At 73.9% G+C, this 12,800-nt stretch carries 12 protein-coding genes and 1 other annotated feature; of the genes, 3 read left to right on the top strand and 9 right to left on the bottom strand.

Translation table 11 applies throughout. The annotated features are described in order from the left end of the window. Positions 1 to 133 precede the first annotated feature (133 nt). The gene (locus ACQEVB_RS34260; RefSeq protein ID WP_432981650.1) at positions 134 to 889 is read right to left on the bottom strand and encodes an SDR family NAD(P)-dependent oxidoreductase; all 756 of its coding nucleotides are present in this window, start codon (positions 887 to 889) and stop codon (positions 134 to 136) included. A gap of 188 nt (positions 890 to 1,077) precedes the next feature. Between ACQEVB_RS34260 and ACQEVB_RS34255 the strand changes: the two genes are divergently transcribed. Both ACQEVB_RS34255 and ACQEVB_RS34250 read left to right on the top strand, forming a co-directional pair. Next, positions 1,078 to 1,731 carry a response regulator transcription factor gene (locus ACQEVB_RS34255; protein ID WP_432985435.1) on the top strand — a complete coding sequence of 218 codons (654 nt, stop codon included), beginning with the start codon at positions 1,078 to 1,080 and terminating at the stop codon, positions 1,729 to 1,731. Between the two features lie 80 nt (positions 1,732 to 1,811). Continuing rightward, positions 1,812 to 2,198: a response regulator gene (locus tag ACQEVB_RS34250; RefSeq protein ID WP_432981647.1), complete on the top strand. Its 387-nt coding sequence runs from the start codon at positions 1,812 to 1,814 to the stop codon at positions 2,196 to 2,198. A gap of 18 nt (positions 2,199 to 2,216) precedes the next feature. Here ACQEVB_RS34250 and ACQEVB_RS34245 read toward each other — a convergent pair whose 3' ends face one another. The 7 genes from ACQEVB_RS34245 to ACQEVB_RS34215 all read right to left on the bottom strand — a co-directional run bounded on the left by ACQEVB_RS34245 (position 2,217) and on the right by ACQEVB_RS34215 (position 10,802). Continuing rightward, on the bottom strand, positions 2,217 to 4,523 hold the full coding sequence (locus ACQEVB_RS34245) for an FtsX-like permease family protein (protein WP_432981644.1): 2,307 nt from the start codon (positions 4,521 to 4,523) through the stop codon (positions 2,217 to 2,219). Beyond that, entirely contained in the window at positions 4,520 to 6,097 is a 1,578-nt protein-coding gene (locus ACQEVB_RS34240) for a histidine kinase (RefSeq protein ID WP_432981641.1), read from the bottom strand. The genes ACQEVB_RS34245 and ACQEVB_RS34240 overlap by 4 nt, the downstream gene beginning before the upstream one ends. Next, positions 6,094 to 6,804, bottom strand: a complete 711-nt coding sequence (locus ACQEVB_RS34235; protein ID WP_432981638.1) for an ABC transporter ATP-binding protein — start codon at positions 6,802 to 6,804, stop codon at positions 6,094 to 6,096. Before ACQEVB_RS34235 ends, ACQEVB_RS34240 begins: the two co-directional genes overlap by 4 nt. Positions 6,805 to 6,902: 98 nt before the next feature. After that, positions 6,903 to 7,802 (bottom strand): DUF4333 domain-containing protein, encoded by a 900-nt coding sequence (locus ACQEVB_RS34230; protein ID WP_432981635.1) that lies wholly within the window; start codon positions 7,800 to 7,802, stop codon positions 6,903 to 6,905. Between the two features lie 281 nt (positions 7,803 to 8,083). After that, positions 8,084 to 9,360 (bottom strand): IS3 family transposase gene (locus ACQEVB_RS34225; protein WP_432972188.1). Its coding sequence is split into 2 segments (ribosomal slippage): positions 8,084 to 9,060 and positions 9,060 to 9,360, totalling 1,278 coding nucleotides; the frame shifts between segments, so codons are not numbered across the junction. Continuing rightward, positions 8,939 to 9,070, bottom strand: a sequence feature (AL1L pseudoknot). Its footprint overlaps the gene before it by 132 nt. Before the next feature lie 51 nt (positions 9,361 to 9,411). Next, positions 9,412 to 10,239: a squalene cyclase gene (locus tag ACQEVB_RS34220; protein ID WP_432981632.1), complete on the bottom strand. Its 828-nt coding sequence runs from the start codon at positions 10,237 to 10,239 to the stop codon at positions 9,412 to 9,414. Beyond that, positions 10,236 to 10,802: a TetR/AcrR family transcriptional regulator gene (locus ACQEVB_RS34215; RefSeq protein ID WP_432981629.1), complete on the bottom strand. Its 567-nt coding sequence runs from the start codon at positions 10,800 to 10,802 to the stop codon at positions 10,236 to 10,238. Before ACQEVB_RS34215 ends, ACQEVB_RS34220 begins: the two co-directional genes overlap by 4 nt. Positions 10,803 to 10,866: 64 nt before the next feature. On the opposite strand from ACQEVB_RS34215, the gene ACQEVB_RS34210 reads away from it, so the two are divergent. Next, the gene (locus ACQEVB_RS34210) at positions 10,867 to 12,201 is read left to right on the top strand and encodes a DHA2 family efflux MFS transporter permease subunit (protein ID WP_432981626.1); all 1,335 of its coding nucleotides are present in this window, start codon (positions 10,867 to 10,869) and stop codon (positions 12,199 to 12,201) included. On the opposite strand, the gene ACQEVB_RS34205 is transcribed toward ACQEVB_RS34210, so the two are convergent. Beyond that, positions 12,177 to 12,788, bottom strand: a complete 612-nt coding sequence (locus tag ACQEVB_RS34205; protein ID WP_432981623.1) for a nucleoside deaminase — start codon at positions 12,786 to 12,788, stop codon at positions 12,177 to 12,179. The genes ACQEVB_RS34210 and ACQEVB_RS34205 overlap by 25 nt on opposite strands. Positions 12,789 to 12,800: the final 12 nt, after the last annotated feature.

Here is a 12,800-nt window from a genome sequence, read left to right as displayed (position 1 = left end):
GCGCGGCGACGACTTCGGGGGAGGCGCGCAGCGGCCCCTCGGAGGGACGACGCGGGGGCCGCGAGCACCGGAGGAGAAGTCGTCGCCACAAGAGCGCGCGAGCCCGCGGCCGGCGACGAAGGAGCGGACGCAATTAGAACACTGTGTAGCCGCCGTCGATCGTCACCACCGAACCCGTCATGTACGCCGAGGCGTCCGACGCCAGGAACGCCACCAGTGGGGCGATCTCCGCTGGTAGGGCGGCACGCTGTTGGGGTGCGTCGTCGATCCAGCGGGCCTTGAACCGCGGATCGTCGACGGGCGCCATCTCGGTCCGCACGTAGCCCGGGGCGACGGCGTTGACGCGGATGCCGAGCGGCGCCCACTCAGCAGCCAGTGACTTCGTCAGCTGGTGCACGGCCGCCTTCGACGCGTTGTAGGCGGGCTGCCACTGCGGCCGGTTGACGATCATGGCGGAGATCGAGCCGACGTTGACGATCGTGCCGCCACCGTGCCCGGCGAAGTGCCGGCCGGCTTCCTGGCACATGAGCCACAGGCCCTTGACGTTGATGTCGAAGACGGCGTCCCACTCCTCGTCGGGGACGTCGAGGGCGGGCCGGTGGTAGCAGACGCCGGCGTTGTTGACGACGACGTCGAGCCGGCCGGTGGCCTCCACCGCGGAGGCGACGGCGGCGCGCACCGAGGCCCGGTCGGTGACGTCGAGGGTGGTGCCGACGACGGTGCGGCCGGTCTCCGCGGCCAGCGCGGCCGCCGCCTCCGCGGAGGCCGCCCCGTCGCGGGCGCCGATCACCACGTCGGCGCCGGCCTGGGTCAGCTCGCGCGCGAACGCGAGGCCCAGCCCGCGGTACCCGCCCGTCACGATCGCGGTCCGGCCGTCCAGCGTGCCCATGGCGTCTCCTCGAAGTCGGGGTGTGGCCCCCATGATCGCCCGCCCCGCCTCCGTCGAGAACGAACTTGTGGTGATCAACAGGCCCTGTTGATCACCGTAAGTTCGTTCTCGACGAGGCGATGCAGGAAGGCTGAACCGGCGGTGAGTTGCTCATGCGGGACTCCGTCCTGGAGTGTGTGCGCGTGGGTATCGGAGTGGTCCTGGCCGAGGACAACGCGCTGCTGCGGCACGGGCTCGTCCGGCTCATCGGCGCAGCCGACGACATCATCCTGCTCGGCTCGGCGGCGGACCTGCCGGGCCTGGAGCAGCTGATCGAGGAGCACTCACCGGACGTCGTGGTCACCGACATCCGCATGCCTCCCGCGCACAGCGACGAGGGCATCGCCGTGGCCGCCCGGCTGCGCACCGAACGTCCCGGCACCGGGGTGCTGCTGCTGTCGCAGTACGTGGAGGCGACGTACGCGCTGCGGCTGCTGTCCGACGGCACGGCGCGGCGCGGCTACCTGCTGAAGGAGCGCGTCGCCGACGGTGACGAGCTGGTCGACGCCATCCGCCGGGTCGCGGCGGGCGGGTCGGTCATCGACCCGACGGTCGTCGAGGGGCTGGTGGCGGCCAACCGTCAGCAGCCCTCCGAGCTGGACGCCCTGACCCCGCGCGAGACGCAGGTGCTGGGCGAGATGGCGCAGGGCAAGTCGAACGCGGCCATCGCCGCGTCGCTGGTGCTGTCCGAGCGCGCGGTGGAGAAGCACACCAACTCGATCTTCTCCAAGCTGGGGCTGTCGGAGGAGCGGGACCTCAACCGCCGGGTCAGCGCGGTGCTGGTGTACCTGCAGAACCGCTGACGTGGTGGTACCAGCTACACCCCCGGTCCACCAGGAGGGCCTCCTGGCAGGGCCCCGGCGCGGCAGTCACACTGGGTCGCATGACCGGGGGGACGAGCGTGCGGCTGATGGTCGTCGACGACCAGCAGCCCTTCCGCGCGGTCGCTGCGAGGGTGGCCGCCCGCACGCCGGGGTTCGAGCTGGTGGGGCAGGCCGAGACGGGTGAGGACGCCGTCACCGCTGCCCGCGACCTGCGTCCCGACCTGGTCCTGATGGACGTGCAGCTGCCCGGCATCAGCGGCATCGAGGCGGCGTCGCAGGTGGCGTGCGCGGTGCCGGCCGCGGTCGTGGTGCTGTGCTCGACGTACCGCCGCGACGACCTGCCGTTCCCCCTGAACAGCCCCGGCGTGGCGGCCTACCTGCACAAGGAGGAGCTGCGGCCGAGCGCGCTGCAGGACCTGTGGGCACGGCTCGGCCCACCGGCGTGACAGCACCCCGACGTCGGATCAGCTGACCCGCAGCACCCCGACACCCCGCAGCACCGGGACGACCGCCGCACCCAGCGCGACGAGCAGCACCCCCGACACGACGCCCGGCACCACCGCCGGCACCACGATCTCCGCGCCCACGCCCGTGGCGGTGGCCACCTGCCACCACAGCACCCGCGCCACCCCGATCCCGAGCGGCACGCCGATGAGCAACCCCGGCCCGACAGTGGCGACGGCGACGACCGCGAGCGTGGCCCGCACCTGCGCCGGGGTCTGCCCGGTCACGGCCAGCACGGCGATCTCCCGCGCGTACCGCCGCCGCGTCGCGGTCAGCTCGTAGACCGCCCCGGCGGCGACGAGCACCCCGAGCGCCGCCGCCAGCACCTCGGGCAGCGAGCGGAGGTCGGCGAGCGTGCGGATCTCCGTCGGGACCTGCCGCGGTTCGATCTCCAACCGCGCACCCAGCTCGGTCATGAGCGCGTCCGCCTGACCGGGCATCGCCAGCACCGACGCCGAGTAGAGCGCCGCCCCGGACGTGACGCCGACGGCCTGCTCGCCGGCGAGGACGATGTCGTCGCCGAGCCGGTAGCGCTGGTCCGTCGGGGGTGCGACGACGATGCCCGTGACCGTCAGCGGCACGACCCCGCCCGTGCCCTCGACCGGCACGACGTCGCCGATCTGCGCCCCGGTCGCGCCGGCCAGCCGCTGCCCGATCGCGATCTCCCCGGCCCGCGCGGGCAGCCGGCCCGCAGCGACGGTGACGCCGACCGGGCCCTTGTAGGAGAACGCGACGACGGCCGGCACGGTGCGCCCGCCGGCGAGCGTCGCCGTCGACGTGCGGATGACGGTGACGGCGGCCGTCCGCGGGTCGGCCGCGAGCCGCTCGATCTCGCCGAGGCGGGCGTCGGCGACCGCGAAGTCGGCACCGGCCCCGTACCTCGCCGGTTCGCCGACGAGACGATCGAGGCTCGCCCCGAACACGACGGCGGCAACCACCCCCGCCGTCGCGACGGCGGACGCCCCGACGGCCAGTGCCGCCGATCGCCCGCGTGCCGCGAGCCGCACCCCCACCAGGACGGCCGGCCAGCGCCGCAGCCAGGTCAGCGGCAGCGGCCGCCGCACGTCGACCCCAGGAGCGGCGGCGCGCACGACGGCCGCGGCGGTCAGCGCCGTCCCACCGAGGAAGAGCAGCATCCCGACCGGAACGGTGGCCACCAGCACCGGCACGGGCAGCCGGAACCCCGGCTCCGGCTCGAAGCGGGCCTGGCTGCCGAGCGGTTCGAGCAGCCCGGCCGCGGCCCCACCGGCCAGCGCGATCGCGGTGGCGAGCGCCGCGGCCGGCCATGCCGCCAGCACCCGCGCGGCCACCCGCTCCCCCGTCGTCATGCCGAGCGCCAGCTCCACCTCCTGCGCTGCGCGCCCACCGGCGTGGTGGCGCAGCAACCCCTGCCCCACCACGAGCGCGCCGGCCCCGGCCACCACCAGCGCGAACACGGCCAGCCCGACGACGATCGCCCCCTCAGCGGCGCGGACGGACGGGTCGACCTCGCTGGTCGGCAGCTCCACGCCCGGGGGCAGGTAGCGGTCGGCGATCGACTTGGGCGCGGCCCGCGCAGCGGCCAGGTAGGCCTCGGCGAAGGCCGCCGTGCCGGACGGGCCCGTGGTGCGGACGAAGACGGCGTGCGCCGACGCCGTCCGAGCGTAGGTGCGGGCGAACGCCTCCGACGCCCAGAAGTTGGCCAACGTGCCGCCCCACGCCGGCATCCGGCCCACGCCGACGACCCGGAGCGTGACCGCGGGACCGTCCGGCGTGCCGAACCCGACGTCGAACCGGGCGATCTGGGACAGGGTGAGCAGCTCCAGGCGCAGCTCGTCCCCGAGGCGCACGCCGAACCGGGCCGCCACGGGCTCGCCGACGAGCACCTCGTCGAGCGCCGCCGGATCCGGGGCGCGACCGGCGACGACGACGGGCCGCACGAGGTCGCCGGGCCGGTCCGCACCGGCGCCCAGCGAGACGTACGCGAGCGCCGGGCCGGCGATCCGAGCCACCCAGCCGCTCGTCGACCATGCGTGGTCGACCCCGGGCAGTTCCGGCACGGCGCGGGCGAGCGCCGGCTGGTCGGCCGGCACCAGCACGCGCGCGTCGTCCAGGCCGACCTTCGCGACCAGCCGCGGATAGGCCGTCGCCGAACGCTCCGCCACCGCCGCCGAACCGGCCACCACCGCCCCGACGATCCCCGCGAGCACGGCCAGCAGGAGCAGGCCGCGGCGGCGGCGCTCCGCCCGCGCGACCGCGCGGACCCCCGCCCAGCAGAACGAGCTCACCGTCGAACCTGGGCGTCCAGCGGGACCGTGCCGACCACCGCCGTGCCGCGACCGGGCGCCGACCGGATCTCCAGGTCCCCGCCGAGCGCGCCGACCCGGTCCGCCATGTTCTGCAGCCCGTGGCCCGTGCTGCCGGCGGCCGTCTCGAACCCCGGCCCGTCGTCGGCCACGGAGAACCGCAGCATGCCCGGTGTGCGCGACCGGTCGATCTCCACATCGATCGCCACCGTCGAGTCCGGCGCGTGCTTCGCGGCGTTCTGCAGCGCCTCGACGCAGCAGAAGTACACCGCGGCCTGCACCGGTTCGCTCAGCTCGCCCAGGTCGCCCGTCGCGACCGTGACGTCGAGCGCCGTGCGCTTGCCGGCGGCCCGCAGCGCCTCGGCGAGCCCGGCGTCGCGCAGCAGCGGCGGGTAGATGCCGTGGGCGAGGTCGCGCAGCGCACCGATCGCCTCGCGCACGCCCGCGTCGAGCTCGTCGATCAGCTCCGTGTCCGCGGCCGCGGGTCCGGCGGAGTCGCGCAGCAGCTTCAGGCCGACGGCGAGCGCGACGAGGTGCTGCTGCGCGCCGTCGTGCAGGTCGCGCTCGATGCGGCGGCGCTCGGCGTCCGCGGTGGTGACGAGCCGGGTGCGGGACGCCTGCAGGGCCGCGTTGCTGCGCCGCAGGTCGGCGAGCGTGGACTGCAGGGCGGCGTCGAGGGCGCGGTTGCGCAGCACGATGCCGAGCCGGCGGGCCACCTCGCCCAGCGCCCGATCCTCGGCCGCGCTGAACGCGCCGGCGTCGACCGGCCGCTCCACCTGCACCAGCCCGAGCACGCGGCCCGCGTGCACGGCCGGCGCGATGCGCAGCTGCGGCACCAGCGCGAGCGCGGAGGTCGGCATGAGGGCGGGCAGCCAGGCCCGCAGCCAGCCGTTGCCGGCGACCCCAGCCCTGGCGAGGACGTCCAGGTCGGCACCGTCGAGGTGGGACGGGCCCGGCCGGGCGTTGGCGGGCACCACGACCTGCCGGTCGAGCTCGCCCGCGGCCTCGTCCTCCGCCCACCAGAGGCGGACCGCGGAGACCTGGAGGTCCCGCCGCAGCGCCTCGGCGAGCTGGCGCATCAGCTCGGCCGCCGGTGTCCCCTCGGCGGACCGGTCGCCGAACGCCGCGAGCAGCTCGTCCGGGGAGCGGCGCACGCCGGCGACGAGCGCCCGCGCCGTGCGGGCGGCCCGGCGGCCGAGCGGGCCCGCTGCCGTCCCGACGAGCAGGATGCCCACCAGGGCAGCGTTCACCAGGTCGACCTGCGCGCCGACCGGGAATCGGCCGAACAGCAGCAGCGTCACCAGCAGGCCGAGGTCGACGGCGGCGGCGAGACCGGCGACGTTGGCAGCCCACACCAGCACGGCCGTGCTGGCCCGGCGGGCGCGGACGCTGTACCCCGCGACGACGGCGAGCAGGAGCGGGAGCACGCACAGGATCGCCACGACGCCCCACGACGGCCCGGCGCGCAGCGGCGCCGCCGCGAGCGCGACCGAGCCGATCGCGGCGGCCGTCACCAGGCCGGCCAGTACCAGGGTCCGCCGGGCGCTCCCGGTCACGGCACTGCCGGCACGGGCTCGACGATGCAGCCGTCGTGCAGCTGCACCTGCCGGCGGGCCGCCGCCGCCACCTCCGGGCTGTGGGTCACCACGAGGATCGTCTGCCCGAGCTCGTTGATCCGGCTGAACAGCTCGAGCACGTCGGCGGTGCCCGCCGAGTCCAGTGCACCGGTCGGCTCGTCGGCGAGCAGGACGGTCGGCTGGTTCACCAGCGCCCGCGCGATCGCGACGCGCTGGCGCTGCCCGCCGGACAGCGCAGGCGGCAGCTCGGCGGACTTGTCGAGCAGGCCGAGCCGGTCCAGCAGGTCGCGGGCCCGGTCCGTCGCAGCACTCGCCCCGGCGCCGGCGATCAGCGCGGGCAGCGCGACGTTCTCCAGTGCCGTCATGTGGTCGACGAGGTTGAAGAACTGGAAGACCAGTCCGACGTGCCGGCGCCGGACCCGGGCCAGCCGCGCGGCGGACAACCCGTCCAGGGCGGTACCGGCCAGCGCGATCGTGCCCTCGTCGGCCGGTTCGAGACCGGCCACCACGTGCAGCAGCGTCGACTTCCCGCTCCCCGACGGCCCGGTCAGCGCCACGAACTCCCCGGCGTCGACGACGAGGTCGATGCCCCGCAGTGCGCGCACGGGGGCAGAACGCGCGTCGTAGGTCTTGCGCAGGCCGTGGACCTCCAGCGCGGGAGACCCGGCGGCGGGTGAGCCGGACATCGATCTGTGCTCGTGCAACCATCCCCCCGCGTTAACGCGCGCACAGAACCGCGGCGCAGGTCCCCCCGAGCGAGACCTGCGCCGCGGACGCAATACGGCTACTGGACCTGGTAGCTCAGGTTGCCGTTCTGGTCGACCGTCACGGAGACCGGCGCGTTGCGGTCGGGGTGCGCGGCGTTCGCGGCACCGCACTGGATCGGCTGGCCGGGCGGGTTGACGAGCACGGTCTGCCCGTCGGCGCCGCAGACGGCCACGATGTTCTCCCCGACGTCCTTGCTCAGGGTGGCCGCCAGCTCGTCGGCGACCTCCTTCGCCTTCAGCACGCGGTCGTGGGCGATGTTCAGGCCGCCCTGGCCGTCGGTCTGCGTGATCGTGTACTTCAGCTGCTGGCCGTCCAGGGTGGCGGAGCAGGTGAACGCGGCGCCCTTCTCGAACCGGATGTCGGAGGGGCACTGCACGTCGGTCGGGTTCATCGCCACCTCGGACGAGGTGACCCGCACGATCTCCTTCTGCAGCTGCGCCGGGTCGAGCACCGGGCGCTGGTAGTTGATCGTGATGGCGCCCTTGTCGTCGTTCTGCGTGATCGTGTACGTGGTCTGCTTGCCGAGCAGCGTGCCGGTGCAGGTGAAGGTGCGGCCCTTCTCGAACGGCACGTCGTCCGGGCAGCGGATGTCGGTCGGGGCGGCCTTGTCGTTCTCCTGGCTGACCCGGCTGATCTCCTTCGCGACCGTGTCCGGGTCGATGGACGCGTGGCTCAGCAGGAACCAGGCGCCGGCCCCGAGCGCGCCCAGGACGAGCACGACCGCGGCGATGACGGCGACGATGACGCCGGTGCGGCGCGCGGGCGGAGGGGGCGGCATCGGCGGGCCGTAACCGGGCATGCCGCCGAGGCCGGCGGGGGCCTCGTACGGGTGCTGGCCGGGCACGTACGGCGCAGGCTGCGGCCACTGGGCCACGGTCGGGTCGGTGCTGCCGGGCATCGCGCGGTCGACGGTCATCGCTTCTCTCCAGGGTCGGTGTGACGGCGAGAACTCTCGCCGGACACGACCCCTCGCGGACACGTTGTCTCCAGGTCAACCGGGGGTGGTGCTGACACCACCTCCGCTGGTGCGCTACCGCGCGGCGTCCCACCAGCGCAGCACCCGCGTCGCGTACAGGGTGAGCCACTTCGACGGCTGCCCCGCCGGCACGTCGACCTCGAACCAGACGGCGCCGGGGTGCCGGGGCGACTGCAGCCAGGTGCTGTCTGAACCGCCCTGGGTTCGCGAGAGGCTCGGGTTCAGGCCACCTCGGCTGGGTGGGCTACCCGTTGGGTGATGGTGTCAGCGTACACCATTTCCCGTTCTACGGGTGTCATGTAGTCGATTGATGAGTGGATTCTGTCGTTGTTGTACCAGTGAACCCAGTCGGCGGTCTCGCGTTCGACCTCGAGGCGTCCGGTCCAGTTTCGGCCCCGGTCACGGGTGTTGATCAGTTCGGTCTTGTACAGTCCGATCGTCGATTCCATCAGCGCGTTGTCCAGCGCGTCGCCGACCGTCCCGATCGACCCGGAGATACCGGCCTCGGCCAACGCCTCGGTCATCGCAATGGCGGTGTATTGGGAGCCGGCGTCGGAATGATGGATCAGTCCATTGGTGGTGAAACCGTAGACCGTCCGGCGTCGGGTGCTCAATGCTTGCTCCAGCGCCGAGGTGACCAGATCTGCGGATCTGTCCATCGATGCCCGCCAGCCAAGAATACGACGTGAGTACACATCGGTGATGAACGAGACGTAGCAGAACCCGGCCGCGGTCCACACGTAGGTGAAGTCCGCCACCCAGATCGCGTCCGGCTTCGTCGGCGCCGCCCACCCACGCTTGACCAGGTCGGGATGTCGCGCGGCCCGCTCGTCGCGGGTGGTGGTCCGGGTCCGGTGCGCACCGCGGCGAACACCCTGGACACCGGCGATCCGCATCAGCCGCCCAACCTGGTCCCGGCCCACGCGCAGCCCGGCACGACGGGCGACGCGCCACAGCTTCCGCACCCCGTACACCGACCTGTTCTTTCGATAGAGCGTGACGATGGCGTTCACCACATACGCTTCCTCCAGCTGCGCATCACTCACCGGCCGTGTCAGCCAGCGGTAGAACGTGCCCGGGGCGATCGTGACGCCGTGTTGCGACAGCACGGCGCAGATCGGCTCGACCCCGAAACGGTCACGATGGTCTGCGATGTACTCGCAGATCAGCGAAGTCGACGGTCGAGCTCCGCCTGGGCGAAAAACGCTGACGCCGTCTTCAAGATGTCGTTCGCGCGGAGCAATTCCGCATTCTCCGCGCGCAACCGCCGCAACTCTGCCTGTACATCATCCGCAGCCGCCACAGGTCGGGCCGATGCCGATCCCTCGCCCTCCTCGGCGCGAATCCAGTTCCGGATCGTGGACTGGTTGATATCCAACAGCGCGCCCACATGGCGACGCGCGGCCAGCTTCGAGTCACCGTGCTCACGCAACCGGTCCTGATACAGGCGCACCGCACGGGCACGTGTCTCGTCGTCGAACTTCCGGGGAGCGGACATAGCCCCAGTCTCCTTGGTTAGATCAGGAGCCTCTCCCGCGCCCAGGGCGGTTCAGTCGGGCCGGCGGGCGGCGCGGATCAGCTCGATCGCCTCGGCCATGCGCGGGTCCGGCGGGGTGCCGTCGACGGGTGCGGCGCGGCGGAAGTGCTCGGCGGCGTTGAGGACGGAGTAGTTCGCCCGGAACGGGTAGGTGAACCGGTCGACCCACGGCGCGATCGGCTCGCCCGTGGAGAGCCGGCGGAACAGCCGCCGTTCCAGCAGGTACTCCTCGCCGCTGCGCCGCGCCGCCCGCGTGGCCGCCGTGCCGCCGGTGGCGATCTCGTGGTCGAGCAGCCCCTTCAACGAGTTGAGCGTCGAGTGGACCGACGAGCGGGTCGAGCCGTTGACCCACTCGCAGTTCCAGCCGCCGTCGGGCAGGCGGTGCTCGACGAACCACTCCGCGATCGACGCGACGTCCGCGCCCAGCCAGAGCCCGTTGCCGAGCGTCCAGGCGTTGATGCAGCAGTCGACCTCGCCGCCCCAGTACGGCAGGTCGTCGTACTCCCAGCGGGCGTTCGCGGCGAGCAGCTCGGCGGTGCCCTGCAGCGCTGCGGCGTCCAGGCCCCACTCGCGCAGGGTGGTGAGCGTCCAGGTCGTGGCGGTCCACGGTTGGCCGTCCGCCGGCGCGGCCGTGGGGTGGTCGGGAGCCGGGAAGAAGGCGCCGCCGGCCCACTGCCCGTCCGGGTCCTGGAGGGCGAGCAGCCGCGCGCCGAAGCCCTCGGTCGCGACGCGTGCCCGCGTGGCCTCCCAGACCTGCGGCGGCGCACCGGTCAGGTCGCGCTCGACCTGCCAGCGCAGCGCCGGATCGGCGTCGAGCAACCACGCGATCAGCTCGTTCATCGGGACGCACCCGCGTGGTGGCGGACGAGGGGCAGGAGGAGCTGGTCGGCGATGCCGTCGAGGACGTCCTGCGACGGCACGGCCCGCTCGGTGACCACGTGGTAGCGGATCAGCGCGCCGGGCATCGCCAGCACCGCCTCCGGGACGGGCGAGTCGCCGATCTCGCCGCGCGCCCTGGCCCGCTCGACCACCTGCTCGACCACGCCCGGCACGGTCGCCTTGACGTCGTCGGGGATCTCGTCCAGCTCGCCCAGCAGCCCCGTGGCCACGTCCACGCCGATCCGCTCGATCCCCGCGGCGAGCTCGCGCAGCAGCGCCCGCACGTCGCCGTCGAGGCTGCCGGTGTCGGGCACCCGGTCGGTGACGCTGCCGGCGTGTGCCCGGACGGTCGCGTGCACGAGTGCGGCCCGGTTGGGCCAGCGCCGGTAGAGCACGGCGCGGCTGGTGCCGGCGGCGCGGGCCACGGCGTCGATGGTGAAGCCGGCGTAGCCCGTGCGCTGCAGCTCCGCCCACGCGGCCGCCAGGAGGGCGTGCTCGAGCGTGCTTCCCCGGCGTCTCTCCACAGCGTCAGGATACACGTGTATCTTATCGACCAATAAGATACAGGTGTATCCTACGGAGGTAGGGATGTCGAAGCTGGAACCGCTGGGCCGGCCGCTGATCCGCCTGGCCCTGGTCGTGATCGCCGGCGGGATCGCCCCGCTCGTCGACACCACCGTCGTGACGGTCGCCGTGCACGCCGTCGGCACCGACCTGCACGCCGGCACCGCCGCGATCCAGTGGGTGCCGACGGCGTACCTGCTCGCGCTCGCCGTCACCGTCCCGGTCACGGCGTGGGCGTCCGACCGGTTCGGCGCCAAACAGCTGTGGATCGCCGGGCTCGCGCTGTTCCTGGCCGGCTCGGCACTGTGCGCGCTGGCCTGGGACCTCGGGTCGCTGGTCGGCTTCCGCGCCCTGCAGGGCGTCGGCGCGGGCATCATGCTGCCGGTGCTCCAGACGATCCTGGTCCGGGCCGCCGGACCGGCCAGGACCGGCCGCGTGCTGACCCTCGTCATGCTCGTGAGCACGATCGCGCCGATCGCCGGTCCGCTCGTCGGCGGCGCGATCGTCGACGCCGGGAGCTGGCGGTGGGTGTTCGCGATCAACCTGCCGATCTGCGCGGCGGCGATCCTGCTCGCCGCCCGCTTCGTGCCGCGCACATCAGCGCAGGCCGGGAAGCGGCTCGACGTGCCCGGCGTGCTGCTGCTCGGGCTCGGCTCGGCCACGCTGCTCTACGCGCTGAGCGCGGGCACGCCCTGGCCGCTCCTGGCCGCCGGGCTCGCGCTGCTCGGCGGGTTCGTCGCCTGGAGCCACGCGCGCGAGCCGCTGGCGGCGATCCCGGTGCGGCTGCTCGCCGACCGCGCGTTCGGCCCGGCCACGGCCACGCTGTTCCTCACCGGGCTCGCGCTCTACGGTGCGCTGTTCCTCATCCCGCTGTGGTTCCAGCAGGAGCGCGGCATGACCGCGCTGGCCGCCGGCGGGGTGCTCGCTCTGCAGGGCGTGGGCTCCCTGCTGACCCGCTGGGTCGGCAGCGTCGTCGACCGCATCGGCGCCCGCACCGTCGCCGCCGTCGGGGTCGTCGTGTGCGCCGCGGCGACCGTCCCGTTCGCGACGGCCACGGCCGGCGCGACGCTGCTCGGGGCGGCCCTCGTCGTCCGCGGCGGGGCGCTCAGCGCGGTCAACATCGCCGTCACGGCAGGCGCGTTCGCCGGGCTGTCCCGCGAGCAGGTGCCGGCGGGCTCGGCCGTCGTCCGGCTCGTCCAGCAGCTCGGGGGCGCCGCCGGCACCGCCCTGCTGGCCGCCGTGCTCGCCGGCGCGGGCTTCGCGACGGCGTTCGGCACGAGCATCGCACTGACGGTGGCGGCGCTCGTCCCGTGCGCGTGGATGGTCCGGCCGGCCTACGCCGACCCGCGGGCGTTGTAGACGAGTGCGTTGCCGGCGGCGGCGTGCGCGGCGTAGTCGCGGAAGACCGCGATGGCCTGCTCGCGCAGCACGCCGTCGAGCACGGAGATGCCGCGGGCCTCGAACTGCTCGGCCCAGTCGGCCACCATCGGACCCTCGTCGAACGAGGTGATCTCCTCGAGCTCCGGTCCCGAGCCCGCGACGACGAGCGACGTGACACCGGACCACAGCGTGGCGCCGTAGCACTGCACGCACGGCCGCCAGTTGACGACGAGCTCGTGCGGCGGGACGCCGGTGCCGCCCAGGTCCCAGGTGCCGACGCGGGCCTGGGCCGTGCCCAGCGCCACCACCTCGGCGTGCGCGGCCGAGACACCGGAGGCGAGCACGACGTTCACCCCGACCGACACGATCCGCCCGGTCTCGCGCTCCACGACGATCGCGGCGAACGGCCCGCCGTTGCCCTCCACGAAGTTCCGCGCGGCGAGCCGGTGCACGAGCGCCATGCGGTCCTCGTGCGTGGGCAGGACGTCGGGCACGTCGGTCAGCTCGTCGGCGACCCAGGCGGGCAGCTCGATCACGAAGCGACGGGCGAGGTCGGCGACGGTCATGGGAATCCCTTC

This window comes from Pseudonocardia sp. CA-107938 (assembly GCF_050936315.1).
In the GTDB taxonomy this organism is placed as follows: domain Bacteria; phylum Actinomycetota; class Actinomycetes; order Mycobacteriales; family Pseudonocardiaceae; genus Pseudonocardia.
The sequence above is the reverse complement of the archived record's forward strand: the minus strand, read 5'-3'. Positions and strand labels throughout refer to the sequence as shown.